Source organism: Pseudoalteromonas sp. LC2018020214, assembly GCF_016598755.1.
In the GTDB taxonomy this organism is placed as follows: domain Bacteria; phylum Pseudomonadota; class Gammaproteobacteria; order Enterobacterales; family Alteromonadaceae; genus Pseudoalteromonas; species Pseudoalteromonas distincta.
Map to the genome: position 1 here is coordinate 179,542 of NZ_CP066805.1, position 16,175 is coordinate 195,716.

Here is a 16,175-nt window from a genome sequence, read left to right on the forward strand (position 1 = left end):
TTAGGCAAATTCGTTATTAATCACAGTATGGAGGAAATTCAGTAAGTTATCAAAGTTCGTTTCAAACGCAAGTTGCTGTTTTTTCTCAATAGAAATAGGTAGGAGCTCAAGCCAACGGGCTGCAATCCAAGGCAGTTTGTCAAAGTGAGTTTTTTTGTACAGTAAATTAAGTTCCGGATTACTTTTAAACACATTTAAAAGCGCATCATGCAATAAGTCATGTTCGCCAACTGAGTTGTTAGAATCCTTATACCAATATGGCGTATTACAAGGCGATACCAAGCCATGACGTAATTCGTCCTCGTCTTGATAAACATCATTTATTTGAACGCTTTGAGAGGCAAACACATCGATTAATAATACATCGTTATCGTCTTGGTCAAAATCAATAATATCAACAAGGCAACCTTGCGCGCTTATATTAAATGGTGTGTCGTGCTCAAATGTACAAAGCACAAACCCTGTATTGTTTTTTAATGCGGTTTTAACCATATTTAAATAGCGAGGCTCAAATATGCGTAATCGCGTATAGCCTTCTGGTAACATAAAAATGGGTAATGGAAAAATCGCACGTTTCATAAAGTCTACTTCTTTCAAACACTCTGCCTTTATTTACGTGCGCTTTTGCTAAGTCGATCAGCTTTGTATGAATCGAATTAATTACCAGCTATATAATTGGCTAAAGATTAAACCAACCTCCCATAGCTTTAAACACTTGAACCGAGTAATAAGCGCTAATCATACTGACTACGGGTGCTAACATTAATGCAAATAATCCAAGTTCACTGCTCATCGTTTTAATCCTTTAAATAATTTATTTTGCGTTTTTAATACTAGTGTCAGTATTTTTAGGCGTTGTGCTATGTGTTAAAACGGGCTCATCTAATAAACCCTCTAAAACAGTTTTAGCATCAAAATAAAGCGTTTCCTTTAGTGATTTTTCAAGCTCGATTGTGGTTTGCTTTACGTAGCTTGCTACACTTTGAGTTAATATATCAGTTACATCTAGGTCCACTTCTGTTGCATGTACTTGCGCAGAACCTAATACTAATAAACTTGCCATAGCGATTTTAATTGAATGTTTCATAATGGTATTCCTTGTTTGTGTATTGTTTAGACGTAGTTACATACTCAAGGGTTGTGCCAACATAAAAACAAATCATAAGCAACTGTAATTAAACAGTTTTACATGCATCGCTTTAATTTAAAAAATTCATACCTTGTTAATTTAACCATTTAATTTAATTTTTTGACTACTTTTTAGTTAATAAATAAAAGGGTTTAAATGTATTAATACCGTCACACTAAATACATTTAGCGTTTATAAAAACGTCATATCTACCCGCTAAAGTGCACACCACTATTAATAATTCAAAAAGTGCAGTATGACCCTTTCATCACGTCGAAATTTTTTAAAAACCTCAGCAGCAAGCATATTTACCGTCGCAGTATCGAGTGCCATTACAGGTTGTGCTCAAACATTAACAAACAAACCTCTATCGGCTATTGAATTTAAACACGGTGTAGCCAGTGGCGATCCGCTCAGTAATGCTTTAATAATTTGGACACGTGCAACTACTTCTCAATCAAATTTTGAAGTTACTGTTGCTTGGGAACTGGCAAGTGACTCTCAATTTAAAAACATCATTCGCAGCGGGCGCGAACAAACAGATAAAAGCAGAGACTTTACAATAAAAATAGATGTGCAAGAACTTGCTCCAAACACAGAGTACTTTTATCGATTTGTGGGTTTAAATACACAAAGCCCAATTGGCCGTGCTAAAACACTACCAATAAACAATGTTGAACAAATAAAAATGGCTGTTGTGTCGTGCTCAAACTACCCTGCTGGGTACTTTAATGCCTACACCGATGCCGCTAAACAAAAAGATTTAGATGTAGTACTGCATTTGGGTGATTACATTTACGAATACCCAATGGGCGGATACGCTACCGAAAATGCTGAAAAAATTGGCCGCCAATTAGCAGCTGATAACAGCGGTGAAATTATTACCCTAAGCGACTACCGCAAACGTTATGCAATTTACAGAACAGACCAAGGCCTTCAAGCTCTTCACGCTGCAGCGCCTTTTATCGCAATATGGGATGATCACGAAGTTACCAACGATACCTATAAAAGTGGTGCTGAAAATCATACCCCTGATGAAGGTGACTTTTTTAAGCGCCGTGCAGCAGCTATTCAAGCCTATTACGAATGGCTGCCAATTAGGCCGCCAATGGGCGAACAAAGCCCGCAAATATACCGCACCTTTGATTTTGGTAATTTAATAAGCTTGCACATGCTAGATACTCGCGTAATAGCACGCGATAAACAACTTGCTTACAGCGACTACAAAAACCTAGAGACCAAACAAATGGATGTTGCGCGCTTTGCCAGTGATTTAAATAATCCAAATAGGCAGTTACTAGGTAACACACAACTAAACTGGCTCACCAGTGCAATAACTAAATCAAATGCAAAATGGCAAGTATTGGGTCAGCAAGTATTGATGACTAAAATGTGGCTACCTACTGAAATATTCTCGCAATCCGATCGCACTAAAATACCTCAGGTGTTAAAAGAGCTTGTTGCCATTAAAAAAGCCGTGTTAGCTAATAAAGCGGTAACCCCCGAGCAACTCGCACGCGTAAATACTTTAATGCCTTATAATTTAGATGCGTGGGATGGTTACCCCAGCGAGCGCGAAGCATTATACAAAGGCGTTACCGCATTAAATAAAAAGTTAGTCGTGGTTGCAGGTGATACGCACAATGCGTGGCATGGCACATTAAAAAATGCAAAAGGCGAAAGCGTAGGAGTAGAATTTGCAACGCCTGGTGTTACATCCCCGGGTATGGAGCATTATTTAGCGCTTAATACAGCACAAGCAAAGCAAATGGCTGACTCGCTTTCATTGTTAATAAACGACTTAAACTATTGTGACTTATCACACCGTGGATATATGTTACTGACTATTACTAAAGAGCAAATCACAACCGATTGGCGCTATATAGATAACATAAATTCCCCAAGCTACAACATCACTGATCAACACCAAAGTGTTTATAAAGGCTAATACTTTTAAAAAGAAGGTGAATGTATTATTTACCTTCTTCACATATTTTATTTAACGCGTTTAATTACAGCTATAGATAAGCGTCCACGAAGCATCACTTCCTGGAATGCTGTTTGTATACCAATTTGCGCTGTATGCATTACCTTGATATTGCATTTTATCGTCGGTTTTATTGTGAGTAAACGGACCGGCCGAATAATCTTTTTTTACCCAATTAGGATATGCATTAATACCATTACAATCTGTTGAACTTACAACACTGCATCCGTTTGTATCAACACTTGTACCAGCGGGTGTATCTGGGCACTGATCAATATCATCATTCACTCCATCGTTATCCGCATCGCTTTGTGGTTCAACTACTTCAACAACGCAACCTACATTATTAACAGTTTCACCTACAGGTGTATTAGGGCATTGATCAACACTATCGCTAATACCATCGCCATCGCTGTCAGTTACCTCACAACCAATACTATCAACCGTTGTACCTGCGGGAGTATTATCGCACTGATCAAGGCTGTCACTTATACCATCGCCATCAGAGTCTAAAGCAACCGTACTACCACCCCAACCTTGAATGATCTCTTTAACTTTAGTGCCTGACGCGGTTAATGAATTCCAACTACCGCCTGGAGTAAATAACGAAGCACCTTCGTTTTTATCATTTAAAGCCCAGTTAGCGTGGCTAATATTGTTTGTTTTAAAAAATGCCATCCATGCATCAGTTTCATTAGCATTAACACCACCATTGCCATCAGCATTAACTGTTCCCCACTCTGTAGCAAATAGTGCAATGCCGTTATCGAGTGCTGTTTGTGCTTTATTTCGATACGATTGACCATGCGTGCCAGCATAAAAATGCAGAGTGTAAGCAATATTGGCGCGATCTATCGGGTTTTGTGATGCCACATCAACATCTTGCGACCACGTAGGCGTACCAACCACAATTAAGTTATCAGGATCGATTGCTCTAATTTTATCAATAACTGTTTCTGCGTAAGGCTTAATATCGTTAGCCCATGAAATTTGTAACGGCTCGTTATAAATTTCATAAATAACATTGTCGTACTGCCCATATTTGGTAGCTACGTCTTCAAAAAAGCGAACTGCAGTCGCCTGATCGGTATGTGCTTCATGGCTATGAAAATCAATAATAACGTACATATCTTCGCTAATAGCTGCGTTTACAACAGTATCAAGACGGCTCATATTGCCCTCCCAATCAAAGTTCAAACTACCACCAGTACTCGTACCATGACCAATAGCTGCACGAATTAATGTTGCATTAAATTCAGTTTTTGCCTTTGCTACTGTTTGTGCTGTATAAAACTTTTCAGCGCCCCAACCGGTGTTACTCCAAAATAGGCTAGGTCCTGCAAAGCTTGTGTTTTCTCCACCTGCAAGAATTTGATTCCCACTCACCGTTAACTTTTCAACAGCGGCATTGGCCATAGTTGAGCATCCTAATAATAAAGCTAACGATAAGCTCGCCACTTTAAAATCCTTTCTTTTGTGATTATTTGAACTGTTATTCATCGTATTTCCTTAAATTGAAATTATCAATCGTCATCGTTTGACGTAATAAATTGACACCAAAGCAATACTTAATAATTAAACAAAGTTAATTTGGCGAGCAGAAAGTACCATTTATTTATTAACATTAAATGAATAAAAAGGTACAAGGAGAAGGATTTTAATTAACTAAATATCAACAAGTGAGCGATTTAACGAGGTTTGAGGATTTTACTGGGTATATACAGGAGTTTACACGATGTTTACATGGTGCAGGCGAAAATCTCGGTTACAAAAAATATGTATAAAAATGGAAAAAGCGGTAATAATAATTATTACCGCCATCAATAATAGCTAAATATCAGGGATAAATATGCGGGAAGAAAATTAATAAGCCAACCAAACCGAGTTCTGATTAACTGGCTTATTTTTTAGTAGGCAGCGCTTTTCTGCCCAAACGGTATGCATCGGCTATGCTCAGCACCCAAATTATAATCATTAAAGGCACATACTTATATTCAGCGAGTTGAGCGCAGGCGTCAGATGGTTGTTGCGCGGCTTTTAAAATGGCCGTAACCGACATGGGGATTTTTCCGTTTACAATTTCATTTGCAGTACACTGTGCAATCGCAAATATATCTTGAAAGGTTAAAATTAAAAGAACAGAGAATACACCCGCAAAAATAGCGCCTATAAGGTGTTTTTTTAAAGAAAAATGCCCCGCTCCAGGATAAACAATGGCGGTAAGTAAAGCAGCTTTTAGATCTTGTTTCATTTTTGCCTAATATAAATTCACTTTAACGTGATCACATAAAAAAGCCACTTTGCAGTGGCTCAATTAAAATATCAAGTAGTTAAATGTATTATTGTCCACCAAACCCGAGAGTTAACTCAATACCAACAAAGCGAGGTGCCCCTGCAACAAATGTTGGGTTGCCAAATCCTCCTCCAGTATTACCTGCATCAACTAAATACTCTTTATCTAATAAGTTACTAGCAAATACACTAACAGCCCAGTCATCACCATTTGCGATACCTAAGCGCGCACTGACTAATCCAAGCCCAGGTTGGCTAATATCTAAGCCTGATATTGGCGCATTTGCTGGCTCAAAATACACTTCAGAGCGGTAGCTATATATTAAAGAGCTCGTTAAATTAAGTGAGTTCGACAATTCTGTTGAATAAAACAGCCCCGTACTAAACGTCCACTCTGGTTGTAATCTAAATTTATTGCCTGCGAGGTTACCGTTATTGCTGTCATCATCTATTTCAGCATCAAGGTAAGCCGTATTGGCAAATACCTCAAACTCATTATTAATTAACGCCCTTACTTCAGCCTCTGCGCCAACATTAGTGGCAGAGCCCGCATCTGCAGAAAACGCAACGCCTTCATCATCCTGTAACGTAACCTGAAAGTTAGAGTAATCTTGATAAAATACAGCGACAGAGTAATCTAAACGCCCGTCAAGCGCTTTGCCTTTAATACCGGTTTCGTAGTTCCAAATAATTTCCGCTGGGACTTCTGATATAGAAGCTTCGACACTCCCTTGTTCATCGTTAGCCGAACTTACTTCAAGTACTTCCGAACGACGCCCTTTTGAAACAGTCGCATACATATTTGTAGTAGGGTTTATTATATAAAGCGCATTAAAACGTGGCAGCCAATCATCATAATCAGCATCGCCATAGAATGTTTCACCATTTGTATCAACCGTAAACAATGGCGCTTGTGTTAAAACACTATTGGGTGCTGCAGAGCTATAACCACTGCGCTTTTCTTCTTTTATATAACGAAGACCCGCTGTTAACTCTAGTGCCTCAGTTGCAGCATAAGTTACATCAGCAAACGCTGAGTACGCTTTGTTTTCACCATAGTTTGTAAACTCTAGTGAATATGGCAACTCGCTTATTGCACCACCTGTTAATGCTGGTGTTAAAATATTAACGCTACCATCATTATTAATACAAGGAACACCTGAACCCAATACGCCCAAGCAATTTAAAAATATAGACTCCTCTGTACTAAATGGAACACGCTGGCTACCATCTTCTTCAAAGTAACTCACACCAAAAATACTAGTGAACTTATTCTGCGTATAAACAGCGCGTAATTCTTGGCTAAATTGGTCGCCCTCAGCAGCTTCTGCAAATTCTAAAAACCATGCCTGCGTACCATCAGCATCAAACACTTCTAAAGAGTCAAAATTACGCCCTGCAGTAATTGAAGTGATTGTTAAATCGTTACTTACATCCCAATTTACAGTCAAACTTAAATCGTTAACTGTGCGCTCTACACCTAAGTCTTTTTTTCCAAACACAGACTCTGCATACGGACTACCTGGCATTTCAACAAAGCTATATGGGCTTGTATCACCACCGGTTGGTGCATAAAGCCCATTTTTAAAAGATGTACCCGAGTCATCATTTTTTTCATACGTATACACCAAATCAATCGTTACATCGTCATTAGGTGTAATACGTAAAGACGGACGATAAGAAAAACGCTCAATACCATGCATATCATCTTGCTTAAACCCAGCCGGATTTTGGGAGTTACTATCTCCTGCAATATTTTTTATAAACCCATCACGTTCACGATAAGTAAAAGCAACACGGCCTTGCATTAAATCATTACCACCCGTTACAAAACCACTAACACCTTTGGCCGAGTAATTACCAACGGATGCTTTTAATTGAGCCGAAAAATCTTTTTCTGGTTTGCGTGTTGCTACACTAATAGCCCCCACAGAAGCTGCTGTTCCAAACAGTGTTGCTTGTGGTCCTTTAACAACTTCAATACCTTCTACATCAAAAAGCTCAAAGTATGAGCCACGAGAGCGTGATACATCTGCTCCGTTATAATAAATAGACACACGAGGGGATGATTGAGACGACCCACTATCAGACGTAATACCACGAATTACAAAGCCTGGGTTGTTAGGACTTTGCTCTTGAATAACAAGCCCAGGTGTTATTTCAGATAAAGTGTCTAGTTCACCTATACCTAAGCTTTCTAAAAAGTCGCCATCGTAGGCACTTATTGTTACAGGCACATCTTGTATTGATTGGGCACGCTTTTGAGCAACAACCACTATTTCATCAAGTTCTTTATTTATGGTTTGATCTGCAAAACTATTTGTTGATGTAACGCAAATCATCGCAACAGACAATTTAGTAAGTTTAAGAAAAGGCCGTGTTGTTAATTTATTTTTCATGTTTTTCACTGTTCGTCCGGTTAATTGTTTTTAGGAATTACCGTTAATCTAACGAACTATTACGACTTTTTTACGTCTTATTAATTACGCATTGGTTAAATTGATGTTTCAACTTTATGAAAAATAATAAATTATTGTATTCATATAAAAATTATAATATTGAAAAACTCAGCGTACACTTGTACACTAAAATTCATTCAAATAGTGGTAGGATCTGTCATGTCGTTAGAAGCGCCCTATTCTAAAAAAGAAGAACAACTAAACGTAATTAGTCATGCACTTGGTATTGTATTTGCCGCATTTGTTATGTGGGATTTATTTAGCCAAGCCACCAGCACTAAAGCGTATGTTAGTACTGCAATTTATGGCAGTAGCCTATTTGTGCTGTTTTTGTCATCCACTTTGTACCACGCCAGTATTCAACCGCGCTTAAGAGCCTTTTATAAAAAGTGCGATCACTGCGCCATATACTTATTAATTGCCGGCACCTACACTCCCTTTTTATTAATCTCATTAACCGGTGCTTGGTCATGGGCCACACTTACATTTATTTGGGCGGTGGCACTAGCGGGCGTTGCGTACAAAGTATTTGTAAAAAACGGTAATAAAAAAATATCACTCGCTACCTACTTGCTCATGGGTTGGTTTGCACTGGCTATTGTATATCCGCTCTACTCTAGTGTTGATGTAAAAGCACTTTACTGGCTACTTGCCGGCGGTATTTTTTATAGTTTAGGCACTTTTTTTTACAGCGCTAAAAGCACACAATTTAGCCACGCAATTTGGCACTTATTTGTTATTGCTGGGTGTGTTTGTCATTATATTTCAATTAGTAATTATGTTTATTGATAACGACTTAAAGTGCACAACAAGCAGTACATCGAAATATTTAGAGGATCACATATGTAAAATCGATATAAAGTCAGGCTCTATATCGATTTAAAATACACTAAATTATATAAATTCAAAAATAATGAGGTCTTTACCCAGCATTATCAACTTTTAAAACCAAAGCAAATCGACCGTCTTTATGTGTAAAACCCCAAACAGAGTTATTGTTATAATTATAACCCCACAAATAAGTCCCACAACTGCTGCTTACATCACTTGGCGCACTACCAGCACCCGATTGAAACATAACGCTAAAGTCATCCGAGTAAGATGTGGCAGTAAAGCAGTTTTCATCTAAAAACGCGTCCCAAACACCCGTTTCTTCATTGTATCGACCAATAGTTAAAGTAGATAAATCAACGCCTTCGGGAGCTGTTATTGCAATCGTCATTGCATCAGCGTCATCTTCAGCTGTCACTACACCATCGCGAATAACATTCGTGGGATTATCGGTTTCCACTGCATCTTTATCAAAAAACAACTCTGAAGGAGAGCTGGTTTGCACAAATCCGTTTGTGTTTTTATATGAGCCATCTTGGTTTAAATTACCATTAATGTACAAAATATCAGATACAGTTGTAGCATCCTCGTCAGTAAACCAGCTCAATGACAACAATTCATTCATTGCTTGCTCTTCTCGAGGAATACTATAAGCATCAGCAAAGATTGTATATTCACCTTTACCTGTCCCTAAATCATCTTGATAGTTTGCATCAACGCCCACCTGCTTTTTATCTTGGGTATCGGTAGTTAACACTTCAACACTGTTATACGTTAAATTAAAACCATCTAAAATAGCCGCTTGCGTACCAATATAACCGGCTTCATCAGGTGTTTTTGTTGTTGCCCAATAAGATTCGTAAGGAGAAACAACACGCTGTAGCGCATCGCTCGTATAGCTTGCACTATCACCTACATTCCATTCAATAGGGATAATTTCTTCAATGGTTTTACCTGCTGAATCAACATCATATTGCACCCAAGCATTTTGAGGTTCATCCCAATATGTACCCATGTTCATATCTGCTTCTGAGAAATTAACCGGTGCATAATAGTTTTTAAACGTAATTTGACGACCATTAACTTCAACAATCACGAATGATATTTTGTTTGATTTTTCATACTTAGTTAAATCTTTAGTGTACTGACTATTTGTTCCTTCGTAGTCACCTACTTGAGCAAAATTATCCTGCGCTAAACCCGTTTCATATTTATCATGAATACCATAACGATTGTTATACGCTTTCCAAGATGCATTACCGGCAACAATTTGCGTAAAGCCAACGGATGGATTCGAATTATCTGGATGAATTAAGCTACGAGAGTATTGATGATCGTGCCCAGCAATATAGTTAACTTTATATTCACTCAATAAATTAAGGACGTTATCCATTAAGCCAGGTGAAGACTCATCTTGCAGCTGTAAATAACCTAATTGACCAGTATCAAGCCCTAATATACCTGGCTCAGTTTCATCCTCATCTCCACTTGTACCATCGCTTTTTAACGAACTAATATAATCAAAATATTCATCATAATTATAAACAGATGGACGCTTTTTGGTTGATAAAGCTTCATGACCAAACATAACGATATGATCAACCGTAGTCCCTTTTGTTTCTAAAACATTTTTTAACCAATCGTAAATAAGAAGCCAAGTACCTTCATAGTTAACAGACACTAAATCACTGGCATAAAAGTCTATAGCAATAAATAGGGTATTGTTTTGAACGGTATAGTACATAAGATCTTCAATACCTTCGTAACCCACTATTTCGCCGCTTTCTAACCCTTTGCTTAATAGTTTTCCTGGGTATTGTTGATACAAATTGTACCCTTGATCGAATTCCTGTGAATCTGCATCGGTATATGCATCAATACCATTATCCATATTATTAACAGAGCGATTGTCTGTCGTATCCACTGAAGTAGTAAACCAACTTAGCCAATCATAACCATCTACAATTTCGTGATTACCACGCACAGGTAAAACAGTCATTCCGGCTTCAGTTAAAGGCGTGCCAACCTTATTCATCCATTCAACATATTCATTTTCTGTGCGTACATCGGTCATATCACCTACTGCGAGTACAACTGAAACCCCCTCTTCTTTTATCTTAGAAACAATAGGGTCAACTAATAAAGCAGGAAGGTGTTTAAAATCATAAGGCGTATCTGAACGTTCGCTACTTGCAATTTCGACCGGCACGCCGCCAGCAACAAGCGGATCTCCATTTTCATCAACAAAAATAGCATTATAAGGGTCAGACACGTCAATCTTCCAACCTTCACCATCAAAAATGTCATCATTATTAACGTCATAACCAATATCGACAGATAACGTTATACCATCGTAGGTATGTGTAATTGTTTGTTTATAATCATCATCATCTCGACCTTGGGTATCGGGTATAACCGCAAAGCGCCAAACATTATCACTATTATTTTCTGCAAGTTTATTAGCTCCTTGCGTCACCGTAGTACTTACCGTACTTTCATTTTCAACTTGATCAGAATTTTCTGTTGAAACTAAATTATCAGAACCACATGCAAAAAGAGCATTGGAAATAACAACTATTAAAGCGGTTTTGATTAAAGCCTTCATTAGGGTATTTACCTATTATTTAATTATAATTTTATGGCAACTTAGCTTCACAGCTGCCAAATAGAAATAAAGTAAATAAGGTACAGGGGAAGTATTACAATTTTATGGAAATTAACGTGATATAAACCTGAAGTGAAAATTATTAATTTGGGGACAAAGAGTAATACGCAAACAAATTAAACAACAATTAAGCAAGACAGCCACACCAAAATTTGGATGGGTGTCATTGTTAATTAGCCAACTACATTGAGCATAATATTTATAACTGGCAATAACTTACACTATTTGTTATTAATATAAGTTTATAAAATAAGGATGTTTTGCGCTAAAATAGAAAAGTGTCCTCTGATAAAGCTGTAGAAGGCACTTTAAAGGGATCGGCCAACATCTACTTTATGCTCTAAATATGATGTTGTGTTTGTTTAAATAATACTGGTCGAATTTTACAACTATAAGGAAATTTATAAATGCCCGCACACCCCCATCTTGCCGCCTTAAATATAATTAGCTTCCCAATTGATGATGATTGCGTCGGTTCTAAATGGACCGTTGCTAATGAAGATCAGCTAGCAGGCTTAATTGCGACAATCGTTATGGGACAGGCGATGCAAGCAGAGCATATCATCGAAGAGCTTTTACCAGCTGTACCTGCATTTACAAATGAGGCTCTTAAGCAGGAAGCAATAATAAAGTTCACAGTACAGGACGTTAACCAAAGCCCACGAATCGGATACCCAAGAGTTCACCGAGATGGTTTGATTTTTGAACTTATTTCTTGGATTGCCGCTAAACAAGTCTCGGGTGATAGGTGTTTCCTTAAAGATCCGCATACTAGTGCCACGTCCCAAGGTCTAGACGGCATTATGATAGAGCTGAGTAATGATCGTAGTGAGATATTAAAGTCGACGATTTTTGAAGATAAATGTGTAGAGTCACCGCGAAATACATTTACGCAAAAGGTAATTCCAGGTTTTTTAGATAGGCATGGTAATACAAGAAATGCTGAGCTTATTGCTGCTGCTGCAAATTTAATAAAAATGAGTGGTGCATCTAACAGACAAGCAATGGGCATGGTTAATAAGGTTATCGATAATAGTTGTAGGCAGTATCGCGCAGGGTTTGCTTTAACCCAGAATTTTGATGGTGAAGAGGCACAAAAAGCCCTTTTCAAAGGCTACAACAAGATAAGTGATATAAATCAAGATCAAAGAATCGGAGCAAGTTTAATTGTTAATGGCGAATTAAGAGATTGGTTTGATATTTTGGCTGATAAAATAGTGCATTACATTCAGAATTTAGAGGTATCCTAAATGTACGATCCAGAAACTGCAGCATTACTTCGCTCAGCACCAAAACTCCCAAACCTTAATCCAGCTAATTTACCTCAATTGCTGACTAGTCACTATGCGAAAATTGTTTCAATTCGACTTGGAGGTGAAGAGCAAAGTAATAATCAGGGAGAGTGGAGTCTTGATAAGATCGCTGATACTTATGAGCTCATTGTATCTGTTAGTGAAGACAGCACAATTAGACGCCCATCTGCATTTGTCGCTGCGAGTGCGCAACTTATTATTGCTCGTAGACAGAAACTTCTTAATGATGGGGAAGAAACCCCGTTCAATATCAGTCGTGATCGATTATCACCTGAACTAGCAGCCGTACTTTTATTTTTATCTTCAGAGCAATACGCTGATGCCCATGAAGCTGCTTCGCAAATTTCTAATCAGAGCGAGAACCAAAGCTCGATAGCCTATATTATCACAAGCCATATTATTGACTTAGCGAAGGGTAACCTTTCTGATATTGTTGCTCGTGGCGAAGTAAGAGCTGTTGAACTCTCTAAAGTAGCTGTAGCTCCAAATGAGGGTACTGCCACATTGGTAATGTTACATTCGCTTGCCCAAGGAATCGAACTCGCGGCAAAGAGCACCTTAGGCTTAGACGCTCAGCAGCAGTCACCAAAAGTTATCTTTGAAAAAGTTAAATCTCTATCTGCAATTGTAATTGAAAGCGATACGTCTCCTAGAATCGAGTATAGCTACCCAGGCATTTATCATTTATCGTCACTACTTGTAGCTGCTTACGAAGGAATATCCGAATCCTCTTTAACAAATTTACCTGTTCCACAAGGTTGCGACTCCGAATTTTGGATAAAATGGATATCATTTAGAGCAAATAAATTCCCTTATGTTTGGCCAAATCACAGAAAAGCACTAGATGATGGATTTCACAAGAGTGGAGTTTCAGCAGTAATGGTGTTACCAACAGGCGCGGGTAAAACAACGGTATCATCCATAAAAATCGCCAATGTTCTTGGCCAAGGCAAGAAGGTTATATTTCTTGCTCCTACACATGCGCTTGTAGAACAGCTTACTACCGATCTTCAAGAAATGTTTCCGAAAGATATTTTAGGATCTTCAGTATCTAGTGACTTTGATTTACTTTTTCAAGTTGATGCTGTCCTGCCTGAAATCGAAGTTATGACACCGGAAAGATGTTTAGCAATGCTATCTTTTTCTCCTGATTCATTTGAGGATGTAGGTCTTCTCATTTTCGATGAATGCCACCTACTGAGCCCTCAATCTGGGAGAATTAGACGTTCGCTAGATAGTATGCTTTGCGTTTTAGCCTTCAACAAAATAGCGCCTGATGTTGATACTCTTTTTCTATCTGCGATGGTTAATAATGGTCAAGAGTTTGCAGCATGGATATCTCAGCTTACAAGCAGAAACTGTATAAGTATCGATCTACTGTGGAAGCCTAGCAGACAGGCTAGAGGCGTTGTTATTTACAAACAAGGAGAAATAGAAGCAATCAAAAGTAGAGCTTTAGAAGTTCAGAATCAGATAAACTATCAATTAGGCAAGACTGCAACTGATTTACGTGCTGCAGCATCACGAGAGCTACAAATAACTCCTCATGCCATTTGGGGGCTTCAGCATAACTGGTTGGATCAGGTTAAAAATAGTGCTACCTGTACTTTCACAAAACTTATAGATAGCTCAGTGGCTCTTTCTGGCACCTTGAATGCGTATGGCTTGGCAATAAAGCCTAATGTAAACGTCGTTTCTGCGAAAATTGCGGAACTTAGTGCTAAGAACAATCTAAAAACTATTATTTTTGTCAATCAGAAGTCTCATGCAATCTCTACTGCAAAAAAGATCTCTAGTTCTTTATCTTTAAATATCTTACCTACTGATGAAGAAACTTTAAGATGGAATGCTCTTGAGTTGGAACTTGGTGATCTAAAGCATTCCTTACTAACTAAAGGTAATGCTGCCGTACCACACAATGCTTCCATGCTCCGCATGGAGAGAGAGCTTTCTGAACATATGTATAAACGTGAGGGGGGCGCTATGGTTATAGTAGCTACACCAACTTTGGCTCAAGGACTCAACCTTCCAGCGCAGTTAGCAATTTTGGCTGGAGACAAACGTGCCGAAGTTGAAAGTGGTGGACGCGAATCTTTAGAAGCTCATGAGTTATTAAATGCCGCTGCACGCGCAGGTAGAGCTGGCCACTTAGCTAACGGAATTGTTCTACTTGTTCCAGAGCCTGCTCTTTCATTTCCAGAGAATCAGCAGTTAAGCAGAAGCGTTGTTGAGAAGCTACAAGCACTAATACCAGAAGATGATCACTGCGTTGAAATTTCCGATCCTTTAGGCGTTATTTTAGACCGGATATCAGATGGGAATATAGCAGACAAAGACGTTGTTTATATGGTTAATCGGTTAGCAACTCTAAACGATACAGAAAATGACGAGAATACACTGTTTAGCCTAGAGAGATCATTTGCCGCTTACCGACTACGAGATGGCGGCGAAGAACAACGGTTTAATAATCAATTAGCTGAGCTAAGACGTTTAGTTGAAGCGGAAGCCAACGATGCTATTGATCAGTCTCTTTCAATTCTTGCATCACAAAGTGGGTTACCTCCAATTATTCTTTACCGCTTGAAGCAAAAAATTGAGTTAGATATCGGAAATCTGCCATCTTCTATTTCGGACTGGGTTACATGGCTAATCAGCTGGCTTACTTTAGATGTTGAGGCTATGGAATTGTTATTATTTGATGCTAGATCTTCTATTCTTGGTGCAACAGGAAATAATAAGAGTGGGTACATTACAGAACAAGTATTAAACGATTTAATTCCAGGAATAAACGCTTGGATATTTGGTCGACCACTAAAAGAAATTGAACTGGCTTTAGGGGGGGAGCCTGATTCAAATAACCAAACCAAAAAGTCTTGTCCTAGGGCAAGAGAATTAGTGGGCACAGTTTTACCAAGAGCTCTTTCATTTATCATGGGCTTAATAACGCGAGTAGTTACAGAAGTTAATCCATACCATTTACAAGAAAACTTATCTCCTGACGTTGTTGATTCCCTAAGTGCGGCTATTCGATTGGGGTATAATACACATGAAAAATTAAACTTTTCATTTTCTAACCCGTCGATTTTATCCCGGGTTGGAGTGCACCGAACTTATTCTCAAGAAAGTGAGCAATAATAACTAGTTAGTTTTAGAACTACTGTATTAGTGTCAGCTGGTGCTAATACAGTAGGTAGCTAAATAAGATTTTGGCTGCAAAAGCAAACAGTTGGCAGAGCTACGTGCCATATAACAAATAACTGCACGTGGAAGTTGCTCCCAACGCATGGTATTTTTCATTCTATCGTTGGATTTTGTGTTTACAGTGTTATTGTTAGGTTTCGTGGTGGTGTTGCTCACTACTTAACGCAGCATTACCAGCGTCTGCTCATGGCACTTTTGCGACACCCGCATATTGTTACATTTAGCTTTACCAAAGATAATAGAAAACTTAGTAACAGTAATATTTTAGGGAATTTGTTAAAACTATATAAAGCAGAAA

Annotated in this window: 10 protein-coding genes; 4 read left to right on the plus strand and 6 right to left on the minus strand. The window is 38.4% G+C overall.

Going from position 1 to position 16,175, the window contains the following annotated elements:
• On the minus strand, positions 1 to 579 hold the full coding sequence (locus JG479_RS17305; RefSeq protein ID WP_039487779.1) for an LON peptidase substrate-binding domain-containing protein: 579 nt from the start codon (positions 577 to 579) through the stop codon (positions 1 to 3).
• Positions 580 to 814: 235 nt separating this feature from the next.
• Entirely contained in the window at positions 815 to 1,087 is a 273-nt protein-coding gene (locus JG479_RS17310) for a hypothetical protein (protein WP_002962453.1), read from the minus strand.
• Between the two features lie 298 nt (positions 1,088 to 1,385).
• Between JG479_RS17310 and JG479_RS17315 the strand changes: the two genes are divergently transcribed.
• Entirely contained in the window at positions 1,386 to 3,077 is a 1,692-nt protein-coding gene (locus JG479_RS17315; protein WP_200220577.1) for an alkaline phosphatase D family protein, read from the plus strand.
• Between the two features lie 60 nt (positions 3,078 to 3,137).
• Here JG479_RS17315 and JG479_RS17320 read toward each other — a convergent pair whose 3' ends face one another.
• The 3 genes from JG479_RS17320 to JG479_RS17330 form a co-directional block, all read right to left on the minus strand.
• Positions 3,138 to 4,616, minus strand: a complete 1,479-nt coding sequence (locus JG479_RS17320) for a cellulase family glycosylhydrolase (protein WP_200220578.1) — start codon at positions 4,614 to 4,616, stop codon at positions 3,138 to 3,140.
• A 400-nt stretch (positions 4,617 to 5,016) separates the two neighbouring features.
• Positions 5,017 to 5,367, minus strand: coding sequence for a hypothetical protein (locus tag JG479_RS17325; protein ID WP_200220579.1), 351 nt, complete (start codon positions 5,365 to 5,367; stop codon positions 5,017 to 5,019).
• An 88-nt stretch (positions 5,368 to 5,455) separates the two neighbouring features.
• The gene (locus JG479_RS17330) at positions 5,456 to 7,807 is read right to left on the minus strand and encodes a TonB-dependent receptor (protein ID WP_200220580.1); all 2,352 of its coding nucleotides are present in this window, start codon (positions 7,805 to 7,807) and stop codon (positions 5,456 to 5,458) included.
• A 219-nt stretch (positions 7,808 to 8,026) separates the two neighbouring features.
• Here JG479_RS17330 and trhA point away from each other — a divergent pair, with 219 nt between their 5' ends.
• The gene (gene trhA / locus JG479_RS17335) at positions 8,027 to 8,656 is read left to right on the plus strand and encodes a PAQR family membrane homeostasis protein TrhA (RefSeq protein ID WP_182681986.1); all 630 of its coding nucleotides are present in this window, start codon (positions 8,027 to 8,029) and stop codon (positions 8,654 to 8,656) included.
• 133 nt (positions 8,657 to 8,789) lie between these two features.
• On the opposite strand, the gene JG479_RS17340 is transcribed toward trhA, so the two are convergent.
• Entirely contained in the window at positions 8,790 to 11,303 is a 2,514-nt protein-coding gene (locus tag JG479_RS17340; protein WP_200220581.1) for a metallophosphoesterase family protein, read from the minus strand.
• Between the two features lie 467 nt (positions 11,304 to 11,770).
• Between JG479_RS17340 and JG479_RS17345 the strand changes: the two genes are divergently transcribed.
• Positions 11,771 to 12,613 (plus strand): hypothetical protein, encoded by an 843-nt coding sequence (locus JG479_RS17345; protein WP_200220582.1) that lies wholly within the window; start codon positions 11,771 to 11,773, stop codon positions 12,611 to 12,613.
• A complete protein-coding gene (locus JG479_RS17350) occupies positions 12,614 to 15,811 on the plus strand; it encodes a DEAD/DEAH box helicase (protein ID WP_200220583.1) in 3,198 nt (1,065 codons plus the stop codon).
• The last annotated feature ends 364 nt before the right edge of the window (positions 15,812 to 16,175 follow it).

What these genes read in the sequence shown, in the direction of transcription:
- JG479_RS17305 (WP_039487779.1), bottom strand. Translation starts at nt 579, where the DNA reads ATGAAACGTGCGATTTTTCCATTACCCATTTTTATGTTACCAGAAGGC.
- JG479_RS17310 (WP_002962453.1), bottom strand. Translation starts at nt 1,087, where the DNA reads ATGAAACATTCAATTAAAATCGCTATGGCAAGTTTATTAGTATTAGGT.
- JG479_RS17315 (WP_200220577.1), top strand. Translation starts at nt 1,386, where the DNA reads ATGACCCTTTCATCACGTCGAAATTTTTTAAAAACCTCAGCAGCAAGC.
- JG479_RS17320 (WP_200220578.1), bottom strand. Translation starts at nt 4,616, where the DNA reads ATGAATAACAGTTCAAATAATCACAAAAGAAAGGATTTTAAAGTGGCG.
- JG479_RS17325 (WP_200220579.1), bottom strand. Translation starts at nt 5,367, where the DNA reads ATGAAACAAGATCTAAAAGCTGCTTTACTTACCGCCATTGTTTATCCT.
- JG479_RS17330 (WP_200220580.1), bottom strand. Translation starts at nt 7,807, where the DNA reads ATGAAAAATAAATTAACAACACGGCCTTTTCTTAAACTTACTAAATTG.
- trhA (WP_182681986.1), top strand. Translation starts at nt 8,027, where the DNA reads ATGTCGTTAGAAGCGCCCTATTCTAAAAAAGAAGAACAACTAAACGTA.
- JG479_RS17340 (WP_200220581.1), bottom strand. Translation starts at nt 11,303, where the DNA reads ATGAAGGCTTTAATCAAAACCGCTTTAATAGTTGTTATTTCCAATGCT.
- JG479_RS17345 (WP_200220582.1), top strand. Translation starts at nt 11,771, where the DNA reads ATGCCCGCACACCCCCATCTTGCCGCCTTAAATATAATTAGCTTCCCA.
- JG479_RS17350 (WP_200220583.1), top strand. Translation starts at nt 12,614, where the DNA reads ATGTACGATCCAGAAACTGCAGCATTACTTCGCTCAGCACCAAAACTC.